General features: G+C 47.3%; 9 protein-coding genes. 4 read left to right on the top strand and 5 right to left on the bottom strand.

The window, feature by feature from the left end; all coding sequences use genetic code 11:
* Positions 1-148 precede the first annotated feature (148 nt).
* From KSW37_RS09730 to KSW37_RS09715, 4 genes are all read right to left on the bottom strand, one after another.
* Positions 149-3,682 (bottom strand): alpha-L-rhamnosidase, encoded by a 3,534-nt coding sequence (locus KSW37_RS09730; RefSeq protein WP_254368600.1) that lies wholly within the window; start codon positions 3,680-3,682, stop codon positions 149-151.
* A gap of 32 nt (positions 3,683-3,714) precedes the next feature.
* Entirely contained in the window at positions 3,715-5,553 is a 1,839-nt protein-coding gene (locus tag KSW37_RS09725) for a right-handed parallel beta-helix repeat-containing protein (protein ID WP_217314108.1), read from the bottom strand.
* Between the two features lie 13 nt (positions 5,554-5,566).
* On the bottom strand, positions 5,567-7,678 hold the full coding sequence (locus tag KSW37_RS09720) for a glycoside hydrolase family 127 protein (protein WP_437183119.1): 2,112 nt from the start codon (positions 7,676-7,678) through the stop codon (positions 5,567-5,569).
* Between the two features lie 123 nt (positions 7,679-7,801).
* Positions 7,802-7,972 carry a hypothetical protein gene (locus KSW37_RS09715; protein WP_217314107.1) on the bottom strand — a complete coding sequence of 57 codons (171 nt, stop codon included), beginning with the start codon at positions 7,970-7,972 and terminating at the stop codon, positions 7,802-7,804.
* A gap of 618 nt (positions 7,973-8,590) precedes the next feature.
* Here KSW37_RS09715 and hflX point away from each other — a divergent pair.
* From hflX to KSW37_RS09700, 3 genes are read left to right on the top strand one after another with little or no spacing between them, the layout of a single operon-like run.
* The gene (gene hflX / locus KSW37_RS09710) at positions 8,591-9,838 is read left to right on the top strand and encodes a GTPase HflX (protein ID WP_217314106.1); all 1,248 of its coding nucleotides are present in this window, start codon (positions 8,591-8,593) and stop codon (positions 9,836-9,838) included.
* Positions 9,839-9,866: 28 nt separating this feature from the next.
* On the top strand, positions 9,867-11,723 hold the full coding sequence (locus KSW37_RS09705) for a DUF4954 family protein (protein WP_217314105.1): 1,857 nt from the start codon (positions 9,867-9,869) through the stop codon (positions 11,721-11,723).
* Positions 11,724-11,766: 43 nt separating this feature from the next.
* Complete coding sequence (locus KSW37_RS09700) at positions 11,767-13,425, top strand: fumarate hydratase (RefSeq protein WP_217314104.1); 1,659 nt, start codon at positions 11,767-11,769, stop codon at positions 13,423-13,425.
* Positions 13,426-13,544: 119 nt separating this feature from the next.
* Here KSW37_RS09700 and KSW37_RS09695 read toward each other — a convergent pair whose 3' ends face one another.
* The gene (locus KSW37_RS09695) at positions 13,545-15,467 is read right to left on the bottom strand and encodes a C10 family peptidase (protein WP_367397496.1); all 1,923 of its coding nucleotides are present in this window, start codon (positions 15,465-15,467) and stop codon (positions 13,545-13,547) included.
* Positions 15,468-16,220: 753 nt separating this feature from the next.
* On the opposite strand from KSW37_RS09695, the gene KSW37_RS09690 reads away from it, so the two are divergent.
* A complete protein-coding gene (locus KSW37_RS09690) occupies positions 16,221-19,190 on the top strand; it encodes a T9SS type A sorting domain-containing protein (RefSeq protein ID WP_217314103.1) in 2,970 nt (989 codons plus the stop codon).
* The last annotated feature ends 17 nt before the right edge of the window (positions 19,191-19,207 follow it).

Here is a 19,207-nt window from a genome sequence, read left to right as displayed (position 1 = left end):
GGAGTTAAAGAAGTTAAAGGAGTTATCGCTCCCTACGGTCGCTGAGGAGTTAAGACAATAGTCTTTTTGGCGTAGTTTTTAAGCTGAAAGACATACGTCTTAACTCCTTAACTTCCTTAACTCCTTTAACTTCCTGATATGCAAAAGTTCAGTGTTTTATATCAAACTGATAAGATCCAGAGGCGAGCTCCAAATGATGGAGTTCCTTATCAGCACTTACGTATCTGACTCCCGATGCCTTTTTCAACGGCTTACCATTCTCTGAAATGAAAGAGACGGCAGAGGCAGGCAAGTAGAGAGAGGCTGTCGTATTAGCCGGAACCGTAAACTCATAACGGATACCAGAATCAGTATATTGCCAACGGCTGCTGATTCTGCCATACATTGAATCGTAATAACCCTCAGCATGAGTAATGCCACGCGTAGGGTCAACCTCCGGCTTCAAGATGAAATGCTTGAAACCAGGCGACTTCTCATCACGGCAGATACCGAGAGAGTAATTGTACATCCACGATGCCACAGCTCCAAAAGAATAGTGATTGAACGAATTCATACTGTTGTTCTCGCCAAATCCATCCTTTACCGTATAAGAGTTCAAACGCTCCCAAATCGTCGTGGCTCCATTCTTTACAGGATAAAGCCAGGAAGGATAACCCTCGTACTGCAGCAAACGGTAAGCCTCCTCGGACATGCCATTATCCGAAAGTGCCTTACTGATCCAAGCGGTACCGATAAAGCCCGTCAGGAGCGAATAAGCAGGATAACCGGCCATCGGAGTCTTGATGGCTGCAGCGAGATGAGCAGCCATCTTCTTACGCAAGTCACCATCTACCACATGGAATGCCAAAGGAAGAGCATAAGATGTCTGGGTATCAATCAACTGTCCCTTGCGCTCAGCATCATACCACGAACAGATGGTCTTACCTGTAGCCTCATCCACGAATGTTTTCCTGAAGAATGCCCTGCGCTCGTTTGCCAACCTGGTCAGCCATGCCGCATCCTCAGTCTTGCCCAATGCCTTTGCCATCTGAGAAAGAATATCCAGATCGTATATGAAATAACATTCCCATACGAGCGACTTATCATCTTTTTCATAAGACGGGCTGAGCCAATCGCCCAAATCGCCCCACTGATGATGCTGTACGATAAGTCCTGTTTTCTTATCCACATACTCATCCAGCACAAACTGGATATAGCGCTTCATCGATGCGTAATGTTCAGCCAGCATAGCCTTATCGCCATATTGCTGGTAGAGTTCCCAAGGCAAGGTTACACCGGCACTTCCCCATAACAAGCCACCAAAACCACAATTGGTTGGAGCCACATCAGGATATTGCCCCTTAGCGCTCTGCAAATCACGGACCGAGATAAGATAGCGGCGCAAGAACTGGGAAGCATCGGTAATATATGTAGCAGAACGCCCGAATACAGAAATATCACCCATCCAGCCCAAACGTTCATTACGCTGAGGACAATCGGTAGGAACAGACATGAAATTAGAACGCGTAGACCATACCGAATTGAGCCACAAGCGGTTGATATCAGAACGGGAGGTAGAATATTGCGAAGCCTGCTCATTCATCGAACTCACTACTATCGCCTTTACCTGGTCGGGCGCTACCGGAGCATCAACACCCGTAATCTCGAGATATCTGAAACCATGAAGGGTATATCTTGGCGAGAATGTCTCTTCACCTCCCCTGGCTATATAAACATCTTGCGAAGTTGCCACACGCAGATTCTCGGTCATAATCATGCCTACATGATCCCGATAGGCTGGCAAATCAGGATATTTGATTTCGGCTGTACGGATCTTTACTTCCGTGCCAGGTTTCAAACCCGAGAAATGTACCAGCGGAACACCCGCCATATTCTGTCCGAGATCATAGACATAAACACCCTTGCGCGGTTCAACACAATTGAGAGCCGTCAGGGTATCAACAGGCATGATTGCCTCTGCCATATCCGGAAGAAGTTGGAAATCCTCAGAAGTTTTGAAATCAGATTCCTTCACTTCTACCGCAGGTTGCCAATTTCTGTCATCAAAATGAGGCATCGCCCATCCTTTGCAGTCTTGCTCCTTGCGTGCATCATACACCTCACCCATAAAGAAACTGCCATATCTTACAGCGCCATCATCATAGCTTTTCCAGGTAGCAGGATTAGTAACTACGGTTTGCTGTGAACCATCCTCGTAGGTTATCTGCAACTTTGCCATTAACGACTGCCTGTCGCCATAGAAATTCCAATTTCCGGTTACATAGGTGGCACCACCACTCCACCATCCTTCGGAAAGGACGGCTCCGATAGCATGCTCACCCGACTGCTGAAGCAAAGAAGTTACATCAAAGGTCTGATAAGTATGAGTATGGTTATACTCTGTAGTACCAGGATTGAAATAAGCTTTACTTACTGCCTTACCATCTATATAGATGTCGTAGATTCCGCGTGCTGTAGCATAAAGACGGGCTTTTCTGACTTTTTTGCCAGAGGTAGCAAACTCTGTACGAAGCATAGGTGCAGTATTCTCCTTAAAGGCAAAGATGCCAAGCGCGCCCTCTTTCTTTCCGTCTACAGAGAGCTGGCTGGCAGAGAGTTGCTGTAAAGGAGCAGCTACCACATTCTGAGGCGACTTAAAGTTTCTAACCTCAACATGGCTGAAAGTAGCCTTCTGACCTTTAGCCACGTAATATCCCCAATCGGCAAGCATCGGATAGGCAATATAGTTATTACCCTGTTCTCCGGTAGGATTCAGAATCAGACTTCCTACAGAATGCCGTTTGCCATCTGTATCGATTTCTACCTTTTCACCAACAATTTCCTTTCCATCCAGGAAGAGAGTAGCAGCACCGGTATCCATCGAGATATCTATCTGATGGGCAGCATACTGGTTCTGCCTGTTGATAACCGCAGCAGGAATATCGTAGGAAACCAAAGGTGCGGCATCCGTCTCGCCAACCTTGTAGCCCCGACGATAGAAATTGATACGGGCAGGCTTCGACTTTCTGAGAGGCGCAATATCAAGTTCTACGCGGATATAAGAAGAATCCTTCGCATTGAATACCCCTAAGAGATTTTTATTGCGATCCATCAGTCGGGGGTCGTTGGCACCGAAGATGAAGGAAGCTGCCGTCGATTTCGACTTCTTATCGAGTTGCAGTTCGTAATGAAGTCGGAAGGTTGGAAAATAAGGGGCATAGAACATCACGGGAGCATTGCCTCTTCCTATCCATTTAGCACCTTCCCAAGCCAGATATGTTCCATTTTCGGCTGTCGTGACATGATGATTATAGTCTGTACCCAGCACCAAGGCTGTTTCAAAAGCAGAAGAAGCCTGCAGTTCTTCGTTTTTCTGATTCCAGACTGTAAGATACCATTGGTAGCGTGCAGAAGGGCGAAGCGATTCGCCAGCATACTGTATGCCTAACGATTCGGTACTCTTCACCTTACCTGTATTCCAGACTTCCTTACCCGTTTCATCAATAACAGATATCCGGTAAGCACTCTGCTGATTTCCTCTACTTTTGTCATCAACCTCCATCTGCCAGGCAAACCGAGGATGCATGACACCTACTGCCAGTGGAGTATTCCGGTATTCCACTTTCAGATTCTTCAGCCATGTGGCTGCATGTAATCCAGATGGCAGTATCATACTAGCCATCCATATTCCGATAAATTTCATAAGCTTTTTACTTTGAACCTTGAACTTAAACTTTACTGAACTTTCGCTAGATTATCCCACATGCCCTTTACCTTTCCTGCCTTCTTCACAATTTCATCAGCCACCTGCGGACCATTATTCTGCCAGACATTATTAGGACCGCAGGCGTTTTTCAGGAATTTCTCTTCTGGCGTCCAGTTATCTTTCAGGAGAATATTAGAAGAGCCCTCATCAGTATAGAGATAGAAATAATGATGAGGATCGTGTACGTAGGAAGGATGGAAGATATCCCGCACCACATTCTCTGAAATTACCGTGTTTGGCTGGTTGCCAAGCGTGTAGATACCAGCGCAATCGTACATATGGGCAGCATAGCGCTCGATAAGATTGGCATGAATGCGATTATCATGCATCACAACCCAATCGCGGTTCCAACCCCATCCCATACTGATAGCCGAATAACTGACATCATGAATATAATTATGTTCGATGTTCATGCGGCTAACGTAACCCAAAGCAATGGCACAGGTACCCCACTCCTCGTTTGTAACATCAGAGAACTCGCAGTTTCCGACATGCAGTCCGCTGCACACCTCACGCAAATCCTGCGGACGATAAGGCAGATGCGTCTCCAGACCGGCAGGCGAAAAGCTGCCACATACCAATCCATTCATCGCTATATCTTCGAAGGTACTGTTAAGTACCGCTCCATCCTGGCACCCCTCAACAAAATCGAGGCCATCGCCACCCAGATGTCCAAAAGAGCATGAATCGAAAACCGCTCTGCTTGCATAGCGCAATTCAACAGCAGCAGCGGGTCTGCCAAGCCAATCCTGGTTATCCAATTTATGGTTGTTCACACGGTCGATACTAGGGCGCAGTTTGTAACCTTCGGTAATGAACATTCCCGCCTGCAAAGGCACATGTCCCTTGTAAGAAGGGCGGTTCCATGTTGTAACTTCAAAGTTCACATTTCTGAAAGTAACAGCATCCACCATTTTTTCTCTGGTACCCTCAAATTTCACCAGCGTTTCCAAAGCCGGCGCCGCAACATCCATACGCTCCCCTTTCCTAGGCATATAATACAGTTTATGCGTACGGATATCATGATACCATTCGCCCGGTTTATCCAGAAGAGGCAGCGCATTCGAGATAAAGAAAGGTGAATTGTGCTCACAATTATACATAGGTGAAGGCCAAGGACGTTCAAACTGAATCTTAGCCTCGGGATCGTGGAAAGATACGGCAGCAGAATCGCCCTGAATACGGATGTTTCTGATGCGCAGATAGCTTATCTCCCACATCTGGTGCAGCGTCATCTCTGCATATCTTGCATCCGGTCGGATGATACTGTTACCCGCCTTATCCTTAGTCCCCGTCAGAAGCTGACGAACAGCAGAAGCCGGAACCCAGATGACGCGTTTCTTCTTGTCTACCCATCTGATGCGCGGCATCTGATTAAAATCACTCACGCTACGCGCCCTATCAGCCCGCGAATGATTCACCCAGAGATGACGGAAATCCATAGGACGTCCATTGAAATCAGGCACATCAGCCACCCAATATCTGCCCTGTTTCTTCCATCCGCTAACCGGTACGGCTCCTGTAAGCACCGTACCTGCCGAATGCTTTACCGAAGGCGTTCCCTCAAAACAGAGATGACTGTCTTCCGAACGGAGCGCCAGAGGTTCATAGAGCCGGTATTGACCTGCCTGCATTTTAACTACTACCGAATCAGCCTGTCCCAATCTTCTCATCTCGCGAGCCTTGCGAACCGCATCAGCGAGAGAAGAATCGGGTGATACCTGAACATAGCCTATCTTCTTATTTCCAGCAGAGAGAGCGAGGCTGAAGCCCAGCATTCCCAGCAATAGGATTCTTCTTAATTTCATAACTAAAAAATAATTATTTTCTAACTGAAAGCCAAACCGACATTTCCACATCACTACCCCGATTATCCCAGGCATAATAAGGAATGAGCGTAACATTTACCTTTTTACGGGCAGGAGCAAGTGTACGATAAAGCTGGTTCTTCTGCCAGGATGCTGCTGTTCCCTTTTCAGCAAGCAGCGCCTCACCCTGGAGCGCAACAAACTCGTGACCGTCGATTGTCTTCTTTACTTCAGTCCATTGGATATCTGCAGGAATCACGATATCATTCACGCTTACCCTACCATACTTATCTTTGCAGGAAGCAGGAACAGAAGAAGCATCGATATCCACATTTTCCAAACAATAGACAATAGGTCCGCGCATCACGGCTATCTGGTTCTTATTCTCTTCAACCAAAGGGTTAGCCTCCACCAGACGAGGTTTCATATCAAATGTTCGTTCTACGAGGGTTCCCTTCTTCCAACCAGTCTGTCTGCCTTTTGAATCAGTAGCAGAAATCGCCTCATATCTACCCTCTCCCGGCATGCGGAGCATCAAGGTTCTGATATTCTTAGCCTTGTTGATGCGAATGGAAACCTTACCATCATAAGGATAGCCAGAAGTCATCTCTATATCAACATCCTTTGTTTTCAGATGATTATCACCATACATGTTCACCCACAAAGTATCACCTTTCACGGCATAAGCATACTCCTGCGCTTCGCAAAGTGCACGAAGGGTGTTAGGTGGACAGCAGAAGCAACTGATATACTTCTGGCGGGTTTTCGGCCAGCGCATCACATAAGGGAAATCGCCCGTACGGCGCAGAGCCTGAGTATAGAAATATCGGGTACCATCGAGCGAAATGCCCGGCAAGACTCCATTCAGAAGTTCGTTTTCCACCATATCCATATAGCGGGCATCAGCTGTGGTTTCGAGCATACGCCAGGATAAGAAGATATTACCAATCTGCGCACAGGTTTCATTATGAGAAGTCTCGTTTGGCAACTGATATGCTCTGCCGTATGCCTGGTGAATCTGCTGAATGCTTGGCTGATCGTAAGTGGTTCCATCAGGTGACACACCATCATAGAGGGCACCGCATCCACCTGTGATATAAATCTTGCGATAGGTGATATCATCCCAGATACTGGACAGATTCTTCATGAGTTGTTTCTCGCCAGTTTCGGCATAGAGATCAGCTACACCCGCATAGAGATAGTTGGCTCTCACCGCATGCCCCATCGCCTCATATTGCTCACGGAAAGGATGGCGATCCTGATTGTGATCTTCACCATTCTTCACTTCATCACGAATGGCTATCAACCCCTCTGCCAGTTCCAGATAACGCTTGTCGCCGGTAGCACGGTACATCTCTGAAGCTGCCATATAATGAGAAGGACAGATTGCATTGCGCGCCAACTCATCGCGCTGGTTCTTCAGAAAATTATAGAGAAAATCGGCAGCCTTGAGTGCACAGTTGAAGAGTGTCTTCTTGCCTGTGGCACGCCAATGTACGATACCGGCAGTCATCAGATGTCCCAGATTATAGGTTTCGAAGTTGAGACGGCTGGCAAAGGCTCCTTTCTCATCTTTTCCGCCTACGGTGATACCGATTTCGGCTTCATCCTTCCGGTCTTTGAGAGCATGCGTATCGATGCCCTTATGGCGCTCATCTATCACCACAGGGGTATGGATATAACCATCGGCACGCTGCGCCTTAGCCACTTCGGCAATAAAGCGATCCATCAGAGCATCCAGTTTCTGATCATGAGTTACTGCATAAACAGAAGCACATGCCTCAAGCCATTTATACATATCACCATCATGAAAAGGTGGTCCCCAATGTTCGCCTTCAGCATCGCCCGCCGCAATCTCGAAATTACGGAAACCGTGCGACACCTCGGGGGTATCCCAGGTTTTCCACATATCCCAAAGCGAGGTTTCTGAAAAGACCTTGAATCGGTCACCCCAAAAACCACCTGTCCAACGGGTACTTCCCAAAGGCATATTTACCATTCTGGCTTCCTTGCTGTGGCTCATATCTACCAGTCCATTGTGCTGTGCCATGACTGGGGAGGTAAAGGCCGAAAAAGCAAGAAGACCTGCCATCATCCACTTTCTGCTGTAGTTTGCTGTCATCATTATTGTTATTCGTTTAGTTTTTAATTTAGTTTTAAGACGAAAAAAGGGATGATCTTGTAATCACCCCTTTTTATTTATTATGTGTTGTTTCTGCGGATTCATTACTGGCAGATGAACAGCTTTCTAATTGATGATAATACCGCCATTTGGCTGAATCACAACCTTTGCCTTTCCATCTACACATTCCACCTTGACCGCCAATCTGCCATCAGGTGATGTCACTTCATAATTGTTGGCTTGTACACAAACCGTACCGAGCAACAAAATACTAGCAATACAAATTTTTTGCTTCATTTTCATTTTATTGTTAGGTTGATATTATAATCTTCTCTGTGATGCAACGCAGTACAGCCTGGCATTACGGCTTCAGTTACTGCTACATGCAACAAAACCATTTGCAAAGTTAAGCTATTTTGCAGAGAATAGGGTATATTTTTTATTCAAAAAGCATCCATATTCGTGAAAACTTACGAAAAAGAAACAAAAATGGGTAGAATTTTGGCAAAAAGCACACGCAAAACATATCATAAAACAAAAAGCCCCGACATCACGTCGAGGCCTTTGAAGTTTTTGAATGTTTCAGCAGTTTGTTTTTTTATGTAGTTATGATTTATTCGTTTTTGAAAATCAATTTCTTTTTCTGGGTGCAAAATTAAGACAAATATTGATATAAATCAAATCTTTCTCGATTTTTTATGCAAAAAACAACGTAAACGTTTACAATTTTTGCGCACCAAAAAGACCATTTGTGCGCTGTTGTGGCTAAAATACAGCTGTGCATTTTGTGTCTTTTGAATATTTTCTGCCACATTAATAAAAAAGTTAAAATATTGATGCTATATTTTGTTTTCTCTGTATTTTACACTATCTTTGCACTATCTTTTCACATTATTATATATATAAAGAAAATAGATGAAAGAATTTGTAATATCAGAAGTCAAGGCGGAAACCGCTGTACTCGTGGGCCTGATTACCAAGACGCAGGATGAAGCCAAGACAAAAGAATATCTCGACGAGTTGGAATTTCTTGCCGATACTGCGGGGGCTGTCACCGTGAAGCGATTCACGCAGAAGGTGGTTTCTCCTAACCAGACCACCTATGTGGGTAAGGGTAAACTCGAAGAAATCAAAGAATATATCAAAAACGAAGAAGAGGAAGATAGAGAAGTAGGTATGGTTATCTTCGATGATGAACTTTCTGCCAAACAAATCCGTAACATCGAACAGGAACTGCAGGTGAAAATCCTGGACCGCACCTCTCTCATCCTAGATATCTTCGCCATGCGTGCGCAAACCGCTGCGGCTAAAACCCAGGTGGAGTTGGCGCAATACCGTTATATGCTCCCTCGTCTGCAAAGACTCTGGACTCACCTGGAACGCCAGGGTGGTGGTTCTGGATCTGGTGGCGGCAAGGGTTCTGTCGGTCTGCGTGGACCGGGTGAGACCCAGCTCGAGATGGACCGACGTATTATCCTCGGCAGAATGAGTCTCCTTAAAGAACGACTGGCAGAAATCGACAAGCAGAAGACTACACAGCGAAAGAACAGAGGCAGAATGGTGCGCGTGGCACTGGTGGGCTATACCAACGTTGGTAAATCTACCATCATGAATCTGCTCAGCAAGAGCGAGGTGTTTGCCGAGAACAAACTCTTTGCTACCCTCGACACCACCGTACGCAAGGTAGTGGTAGACAACCTGCCGTTTCTCCTTGCCGATACCGTAGGATTCATCCGCAAATTGCCAACCGACCTGGTTGACTCCTTCAAGAGTACCCTTGACGAGACACGCGAGGCCGACCTTCTTCTGCACGTAGTAGACATCTCACATCCCGACTTCGAAGAGCAGATTCAGGTAGTAGAGAATACACTCAAGGAACTGGATTGCGCTGACAAGCCATCGATGATTATCTTCAACAAGATAGACAACTACTCTTGGGTAGAAAAAGAGGAAGACGACCTCACACCGATGGAGAAAGAGAACATTCCGTTGGAAGACCTGAAGAAGACCTGGATGGCAAAACTCAATGAGGACTGCCTCTTCATCTCGGCAAAGAACAAGGAGAACATCGATGAATTCCGCGAGGTACTCTACAAGAAAGTTAGAGAGTTGCACGTACAGAAGTATCCATACAACGATTTCCTGTACCAGGATTATGAGTAAGAACATCAACATCAACAACAAGTAAGTTATGAATGATTACAGACCTTTAACCACCGAGGAAATCGAGGTGCTTAAACATAACGACTGCTGGGCCGAAGACTGGACCTCAGTCAATGTATCAGAAGATTTCAAGGCCAACTTCATGCACCGCGTGATGCTCTATGGCGAAGTAAACATCGGATCCTTCAACAAGAACGTGGAGGTGAGCCAGGGCTTCGTAAAGCATTCGGGCATCAACAACGCCACCTTACGCAATGTAACCATAGGCGACGACTGTCTGATAGAAAACGTAGGCAATTTCATCAACAACTATACCATTGGCGATGATTGCTACATCTCAAACATATCGACCCTGGAAACTACCGAGGGAGCTACTTACGGCGAAGGAAATCTTGTGAGCGTACTCAACGAGGTGGGAGAAGGCAACGTAATCCTCTTCAGCGATCTGAACAGCCAGCTCGCAGCCTTCATGGTGAAGCATTTCCCTGACAAGGAAATGAAGGAGAAGATTCGCCAGCTCATCAAGACCGACATCGACAACAAGATGCCGGAAAGAGGACAGATTGGCAACAATGTGAAGATTATCAATACCAAGGAGATTACCAACTGCGTAATCAATGATTATTGCGAAGTGAATGGTGCTTCCCGTCTGAGCGACTGTACGCTATTGGGCTCTGCTCATGGCAACGTGTATATCGGCACAGGCGTTATTACGGAAAACAGCATCATCGCTGAAGGCGCCAGCGTTATCAACAGCGTGAAGATACAGGATTGCTTCGTAGGCGAAGCCTGCCAGCTGTCTAACGGCTTTACCGCATCAGCCTCCGTATTCTTCGCCAACTCCTATATGAGCAATGGCGAGGCTTGTGCTGCCTTCTGCGGTCCTTTCACCGCTTCTCATCATAAGAGCAGTCTGCTTATCGGAGGCATGTTTTCCTTCTATAACGCCGGTTCTGCTACCAACTTCTCCAACCATGCCTACAAGATGGGACCTATGCACTGGGGCATTCTGGAGCGCGGTTCCAAGACTGCCAGCGGTGCTTATCTCCTGATGCCAGCCACTCTGGGTTCCTTCTCAGTATGCTTCGGCAAGCTGATGCACCACCCTAACACCCGCAACCTGCCTTTCGCCTACCTCATTGCAGATGGCGACAAGATGTTCCTCATCCCAGGCAGAAACATCACTACCGTAGGTCTGTACCGCGATATCAAGAAATGGCCTAAGCGTGATCTCCGTGCTATGGAGAACCGCAAGAGCATCGTTAACTTCGACTGGCTTTCACCTTATTCTGTTGGCGAAATTCTGAAGGGTAAGAAGATTCTTGAAAACCTGCGCGAGGTTACGGGCGATAACGTTTCGCAGTATCTCTATCACGAATATATCATACCGGCTTCATCGCTTCACAAGGGCATCAAATATTATGATATCGCCCTCCGCATCTACATGGGTGCCGTATTGAAGCGTGTACTGAAGCGCGACCCAGCCATCACCCCTCCTGCCAGCCATGTCGGCGTGGGCGATTGGGATGATCTTTCGGGACTCTTGCTCCCGGTTTCTGAAGAGGAGCGCATCGTTAGGGATGTGAAGGAAGGAACTATCGAGAATATAGAACAGTTGCTCGACCGGTTTGAAGAAATCAATGCCAACTATCGCGACTACCAGTGGGCATGGACCTACCAGATAATCTGCGATTACTACGGCATCGGAGAAATCACACTTGAAGATGCCAACCGCATACACGAAGATTATATCAAGGCACGCCGCTCATGGATAGCAGAAATCCGGAAGGATGCTGAGAAAGAGTTTGCCATGGGCGATGTGGAGGAAGAGGTCTTCCGCAACTTCGTCGACAGCCTCGACCAGGAAATAGAATACGAGAATTAATTAGACTTGAATATTTCAACAGTTTAAAATAACAAAAAACATTATGGCAAAAACTCCAGAATTTAAGTATGCTCCAATGTTTCAGATTGGAGAGGACAAGACAGAGTATCGCCTTATCTCTAAGGAAGGCGTAAGTACAGCAGAGTTCGAGGGTAAGACTATCCTCAAGGTTTCTAAGGAAGCTCTTACTTTGCTGGCACAGCAGGGTTTCCACGACGTAGAGTTCAAACTCCGTCGTGAGCACAACCTCCAGGTAGCTAAGATTCTCAGCGACCCAGAGGCTTCTGAGAACGACAAGTATGTAGCACTCCAGTTCCTCCGCAATGCAGAGACTGCCGTTAAGGGCATTCTCCCATTCTGCCAGGATACAGGTACTGCTATCATCCACGGTGAGAAGGGTCAGCGTGTATGGACAGACTTCGAGGACGAAGAGGCTTTGAGCCTGGGTGTTTACAACACCTTTACACAGGACAACCTCCGCTATTCTCAGAATGCTCCTCTCAATATGTATGATGAGGTGAACACCCGTTGCAACCTGCCTGCCCAGATTGACATCGAGGCTACAGAGGGCGACGAGTACCGCTTCGTAATGGTAGCTAAGGGTGGTGGCTCTGCCAACAAGACCTACTTCTACCCTATGACCAAGGCTACTATCCAGAACGAGGGCACACTGCTCCCATTCCTCGTAGAGAAGATGAAGAGTCTGGGTACAGCAGCATGTCCTCCTTACCACATCGCCTTCGTTATCGGTGGTACTTCAGCTGAGAAGAACCTCCTTACCGTGAAGTTGGCTTCTATCAAGTACTACGACGAGTTGCCTACTACAGGTGATGAGACTGGTCGTGCCTTCCGTGACATCGACTTGGAGAACAAGCTTCTCGAAGAGGCTCACAAAATTGGTTTGGGTGCACAGTTTGGCGGTAAGTATCTGGCTCACGATATCCGTGTCATCCGTTTGCCTCGTCACGGCGCAAGCTGCCCTATCGGTATGGGTGTAAGCTGCTCTGCCGACCGCAACATCAAGGCTAAGATCAACAAGGACGGTATCTGGTTGGAGAAGATGGATGAGAATCCAACAGAGTTGATTCCTGAGGAGCTCCGCAACCCAGGTGAGGGTACCAAGGGTATCGAGATCGACCTCGACAAGGGTATCGACGCAGTACGTGCTGAGTTGAGCAAGTATCCAGTAAGCACCCGTGTTAATTTGAAGGGTACCATCATCGTAGCTCGTGACATCGCTCACGCTAAGCTCAAGGCTCGTCTGGATGCAGGCGAGGAGATGCCAGAGTACTTCAAGAACCACCCTATCCTCTATGCTGGTCCAGCCAAGACTCCAGAGGGTTATCCATGTGGCTCTATGGGACCTACCACAGCCAACCGTATGGACCCATACGTAGATGAGTTCCAGGATCACGGTGCTAGCCTTGTAATGATTGCCAAGGGTAACCGTGGCGATGTTGTTACAGAGGCCTGCAAGAAGCACGGTGGTTTCTACCTCGGTACTATCGGTGGTGTAGCTGCCGTTCTCTCTAAGAGTTCTATCAAGAGCATCGAGTGCGTAGAGTACCCAGAGCTTGGTATGGAGGCAATCTGGAAGATTACCGTAGAGGACTTCCCTGCATTCATCCTCGTAGATGACAAGGGCAACGACTTCTTCAAGCAGTTGAAGCCTTGGACTCCTTGCAAGGAATGCCAGAAGTAAATGATACGGAAATCATGATATGAAAAAAGCTCAGGGCTATCTGCCCTGAGCTTTCTTTTTATACTTACTATACTTACTTCGGATAACACTGTACTATTTCCGAAACAGAGAACATCCGTTTAAAGCAGCAGCTTATATGTCTTGCTTTGCATACCGGTTTCTACCCGCAACAGATATACGCCTTGTCTGATGCCCAGTAAAGAGAGGCTGACTGTTTTTACATCCGTACCAGATGCTTGTCTGACCAAGTTTCCTCCCGCATTGTACAGTTTAATTTTTCTCACGCCCTTACCCGAAACCAGGAGTTGTTGTCCCTCGCGTCTGATATCTGCTTCGACATCAGAGGTGGTGGCATTTTCTATTCCTGTAGCTGTATCCTGATAGAGGATAAGGATATCGCCCTTTCGCTTGAGATAATAAGAAGGTTCCTGCGGATTCTTCAGTTCCACTTCCTTTCCTCCAATCTCGCCCATCACTCTGAACAGGTAGGTATGATCATCGGCCCAAGGCAGATTACTCTTGCGCAGCCAGTAGCTGTAAAGCGGCACTTCGAAAGATGATGAGACGCTTACCTCATCGCTGATACCCTTTACCTCTATTTTTTCCTTAGTATCTACATCTTCAGAAATAAGGGAAACATGCCCCACGTAACTGAGGTTTTCTGATGTACGCAGCGACACACCCATCTTGAAGAGAGATACCTTCGATACATCGATGCTTCCGGCTTCTATCTTCTCATGCGCATCATCAGCCAGAAAAACTTCAGCTTTTGCCATCAGCGGTTTCTCCTCTCCTTTTACCACCTCTATATAGGCTGCATCCTGATCGTGGATATCGTTGACCGGACAATCCTGGGTTTCGGCTTCATCCGAAGTAATCTCCAGTTTCACCTGATAATATCCCGGAGCAAGCTGGGCAGGAACCGGAAGGAGAATCGGGATTTCTGTCTCGCTGAAACCATCTATTTCGGTCAGCTGGTCCACACGTGTACTCAGCACTACCTCTTGGTTCTCATCCAATAGTTTCACTCTCAGGTAACAGTCGCGCGGCACACCATTGAGGTTCTTGATTGTGAAGAAAGCACGTACCTTGCTGCCCTGTTCAGCTATTCCGTCAAGTCTTGGCTGCCCCATCAGCTGGAAATGAGCATCTTCCGTACAGATTTCAGAGATACGACCGGCACCATCTTTCAGTTCCACCCCGATAACAGGTGCCTTCTTCATCGGCAGGAAATCATCCCATGAACCATCCTCCCTCCGGGCTGCACATATAGCGATGATATGGTAATAGCCATTTTCCAGACCGGCAAGACTGAGACTGATTTTCTGAGCCTGATTGATGAGATAATCTGTTCCCATCCATCCCTCCTGCTCACCGCCATAAAGTCTTTCTGTAAAGCCTCCCTGCTGATGATCATCAGAATAAACCACCTGCTTGAGATTCCCCGCTTCATCATAAACGGCAACACCGCTGTCGCCTCTGAAAGGCTTACCTCTGTTGACAAAGGAATTCATCTCGACAGTTACCAGCTGTGAAGGGTCGAATAACTTTCCAGAAACCTTTTCAAATCTGAGAGAACCACCCTCGTTGAACATCAGCTGTGGCGAAGTTTCCAGCAGTCCGCGCTCTATTTCTGGATATTTCCCGTTGTTGGGATGAGCTAAGATGGCGGTAATGGCACGGTTAAAGGCAAGCGGTTTGCCCTGAAACTCACTTCCGGTCTGCGAAACATTGAGATTGGTGAGCGAATAGTAGGCATCGCCCTGACCTTGCCAACCGAAGTTCATGTGGAAGAGTCCGTTTTCATCGAAGCCATCAGTTACCCAGGCATGACCGGAAGCCGAACCGGCTGGTCTGCCTTCCAGATAAACCGGACATCCGTTGAGCAGTTCCTGTCTCAGGATTTCGGCAAACCTTCCCGGTCCTTCTACAGCTTTCGTAACATAGGCTGCCGAATAATCAAAATGCTTCTGCAGCGCCTGATAGGCGAAGACTCCCTGTGTTCCACTTGCGCTAGGCGTATATTGCATTGTGCGAGTCACAACAAAATCTTTTATTGATTGAATATCAGCGAGTTAAGTATTTTGAAGAATGTAACTGCTAACGATTTAGAAACGAGCTATATTCTTTTTCTTTCACAACCTTGCAATATACAAAGAACGCCTAAATGTGCGACAAAGATACGATATTTTTCTTAATATCCCATAATTTGCAAGAAGAGAAATATAGAAATTAGGACTTTTTTACATGAAATCTCAAACTTGTGAACATAACCCCATCATAAAAAAATGATTAGCAAGTATTCCTGCTGAGTTTATCAAATCAGGGCCATTGTTGTTGATGACGACCCTACCATCAGCTCATATATACCTTTCCGACACAAGCATATAGTGTTTTCATTTGTACTCCGAGTGTGTACAGTTTCAAACCATGATTTACATTCTAACATAAGAAACTGAAGCCGTGACCATTTGTGAATTTTTGCCAAACTAACTCCAGTACATACAACAGATGTAAAAGATTTCTGCAAGATCGACCGAAATCATAAGAAAGAAACGCTAAATCTGCAAATTTCTTAAAGATTATATCCGTTTATTAAGATTATTTTTGTATATTTGCAGCATTATTTTGGTGGTAAAGCCTGTTGGCCTGCCACGTGACAATAGGACTTTACGGAGCAGCCTATATCACAATTCTTCTCCGTAGTAACAGTCCGTTCTCTCTCTCACTGGTCTCTCCCTGCGCGGCAGAGGCATACGTTTTTATATTTTTCAAACACTCCAAATTGACAGCGCATGAGAAAGTTTACTTCTTTGTTACTGTTAGGCTTCGCTCTCGGCAGTTTCGCGCAAACGCCCGGAGGAGTCAGCGGAAGCGAACTGTGGTTCAAGACTGCGCCATTGAACTCAGACCTGCAAGGTTATTACCGTTGGCAGGATTTCTCAGGGGATTCCATACGGCTGATGCTATTGGACAGCCGTGGCGTCAAGTCTGAACTTACTCTTCCGAACAGTTCAGTCCATTACTTCAACTTCAATCCGAGTCTCTGGCTCGCAGACGGATTTCGTTGTCTGAGTGCCAAACTCAAGCACGGCGACCTCTCGCAGGCTACCGTCATCGGTGTCTTTTCACCGGAACTGGCAACCATCGGCAAGGATATGGTTGTCTATGCTCTTGACGGCCGCAAGGGCGACGGAGCCATTCTGAGCAAGGACAAAGCCGTAAGGGGTAGAGGTGTTGAACCACTGGACTATGGTTCAGCATCGGGTGAAGACCTGCTTTATCAATCAAGTGATTCTTTGTCCGAGAACGGTTTTAAGGAAAGCGCCCTGCGAGTTGTGTCCTACTTCAAGGTAAGCAATCCTTCAACAACATTGTGGGGAGACAACTCCAACACCACATTATTCATCGGAACCCCTTCCACCTCTGGCAGTTTCGGTACGGATTTCCCGACCTCGCTCTTCGGTAATGCTTCCATCCGGGGATATGCCCCTGAGCTTATTGTTTTCAGCAGGATGCTTACACCCGATGAGCGCAGAAAAGTGGAGAGCTATCTGGCGGTAAAGTACGGCATCACCCTCAAAGGCTCGTATCTTGACAGCGACGGAAACCTGACTTGGGACATGGCGGAGAACCAAGCCTACCACCATAGGGTCACAGCAGTTGGAACCGACACGGCAGGAAGTCTCTCCCAACCGCTTTCCGCAACATCATATGAGGAAAGTCCGGTGTATGCGGCCTTGAAGGAGAACGGAACTTATCATGACGCAAATCCATACAACCCTTCATCCGCTTCCCGTCTGCTTGTCATGGGACGTGAAAACGGCAATCCGATGCCGGACAGAGGCTTCACTTTCTGGGGCGACGATGATGTGGCACTTGCAACATATACCTCACCTACAGATTCCCTGTGGCATGTCATGAAACGTACATGGATGGTCAAGACCAACGTGCCGTCAAAGCCCGACAGTACAGTGGCAAGATGGACTGCGCAAGGACTTGAAGTGTCAAGGAATGGCTTTACTGACAATATCATCCAAGAGAAAGCCGCTTCCGGAGCTTATGCCACGACCCCAGCCCTTGTTGGAGGTGGCGGTGCTTTTGAGTTCACCTGTCCGACAAGTCACCCGACTTTTGACGTTGGCTTCGGAAGCATCGGTGGCAGCACATGCAAGTATGGATTCCGGTTCACCAATGCTGGAGTTGTTTATCCGATCATCAACGGGGCGGTCTCAAATTCATACATCGCCACGGATGTTGACGGAACGGACATTTCCATCCGCAAGGAAGGCAAAAACATCTATCTGCGTGTTGACGGAACAGGAAGTGCTACAAGAACCATATCCCTTTCGGATGCAACTGACACAGACACAAATGTGGGCATTATCCGAACGGAAGGAGCAGAGTCCGCCTTGAACATGGCAGGCTTGAGGACAGGAGGAATAGATGATGTCGGTTATATGGCAGAGCTGAGCTATGACCTCACACCGGACAGGGAGTTCTCGGACTATTGCCGCAAGCGTACCGTCATGCTCATAGACCCAAGCGGTGAAGGTGATTTCGACATCAACAGCAATAGCAACATAAGATGCTCCAAGCCTGATATGACAAGGGGCAAGACCATATTCCGCAATATCCTATGGGATGCAGACGGAAGCGGAAGCGATGTGTTCACATTCGCCTATTATGACGGCATTTCCTATGATGCCACTCCTACGCCGTCAAGTTGCGAGAATGGAGTTCCACGCAATGACGGGTATATCGACATCGGCATCAACATCGGTACACCAGTCTATTCCTATGTGCTCAGCGTTGACACCGTTGCAGGAAAAGTAAAAGGAGAAACCATTGCCAGAGGAACATTCTTCGGTGACACGCATAGAATCACGAATCTTGCCCCCGGTGCCTATACGTTGTCCGTATCACAAGGTGGAGGCAACGAGATTTATGCCACAGGCAATGCGCTCTACACATCATACTCGCATGACACCAGGACCTATCTGTCTGGCGACATCTCATGGACGGTGAACGATACAAAATCAAACTACCGTGTGGGATTGGAGCCAAGCCTCACGGACGAGATCACCCAATATGGCTTCGACGTGCGGGGCGACAAGGCGCATATCATAACCGGTGGATATACAAGCCTAACCAAATATGTCACCATCAAGCCGGGCGATGTGCTCAGTGTTACAGTCCGCAATATGCAGGTCACATACAAGTTGAACGGACAGACCGTGCATCATGAATATGTCTGGTCACTTCGTGCATGGCGGTTCTGCATCAAGTACGGAAAGGGCGAGACACATATCACAGATCTTACCGTAAACGGTACGCCTGTAACCTCATTCACCACAAGGGGCAACGTGCAGATAGAAACGCCCAAGAAGTGTACGACAACGATGACCGTCTATGTCGGCAGCGAGTGTGATGCAAGTATGCCTAACGGAACACAGGCAAGGGAGAACCATGTGGGCAGCTCGGACAGACAGGCAGACAACTCCTTCATTTCTGGAGAAGACGAGGATTTCACTGTCAATGGCAACGGTTCTACGACAGGCATCTACGAGGCTAAACTCACACAGGACAAGCCTTCTGCAGCCACATTGATGGTGTTTGACGTATCAGGCAAACTGGTAGTGTCACGCCAAATGACAGGCGAAAGCGTCAAGCAAGCCGACTTCAAGGTTCCCGCATCGGGTGTGTATGTCGTGAAGGCAATCTCCGAGAATGGGGAGCATACAAGGAAAATCTCAGTAAAGTAACTTAAAGGAAGATACGC

It is taken from the genome of Segatella copri (assembly GCF_019127135.1).
Lineage (GTDB): Bacteria > Bacteroidota > Bacteroidia > Bacteroidales > Bacteroidaceae > Prevotella.
The sequence above is the reverse complement of the archived record's forward strand: the minus strand, read 5'-3'. Positions and strand labels throughout refer to the sequence as shown.

Coding starts and splice junctions, on each gene's coding strand:
- KSW37_RS09700 (WP_217314104.1), top strand. CDS start 11,767: ATGGCAAAAACTCCAGAATTTAAGTATGCTCCAATGTTTCAGATTGGA.
- hflX (WP_217314106.1), top strand. CDS start 8,591: ATGAAAGAATTTGTAATATCAGAAGTCAAGGCGGAAACCGCTGTACTC.
- KSW37_RS09725 (WP_217314108.1), bottom strand. CDS start 5,553: ATGAAATTAAGAAGAATCCTATTGCTGGGAATGCTGGGCTTCAGCCTC.
- KSW37_RS09690 (WP_217314103.1), top strand. CDS start 16,221: ATGAGAAAGTTTACTTCTTTGTTACTGTTAGGCTTCGCTCTCGGCAGT.
- KSW37_RS09715 (WP_217314107.1), bottom strand. CDS start 7,972: ATGAAGCAAAAAATTTGTATTGCTAGTATTTTGTTGCTCGGTACGGTT.
- KSW37_RS09705 (WP_217314105.1), top strand. CDS start 9,867: ATGAATGATTACAGACCTTTAACCACCGAGGAAATCGAGGTGCTTAAA.
- KSW37_RS09720 (WP_437183119.1), bottom strand. CDS start 7,678: ATGATGACAGCAAACTACAGCAGAAAGTGGATGATGGCAGGTCTTCTT.
- KSW37_RS09730 (WP_254368600.1), bottom strand. CDS start 3,682: ATGAAATTTATCGGAATATGGATGGCTAGTATGATACTGCCATCTGGA.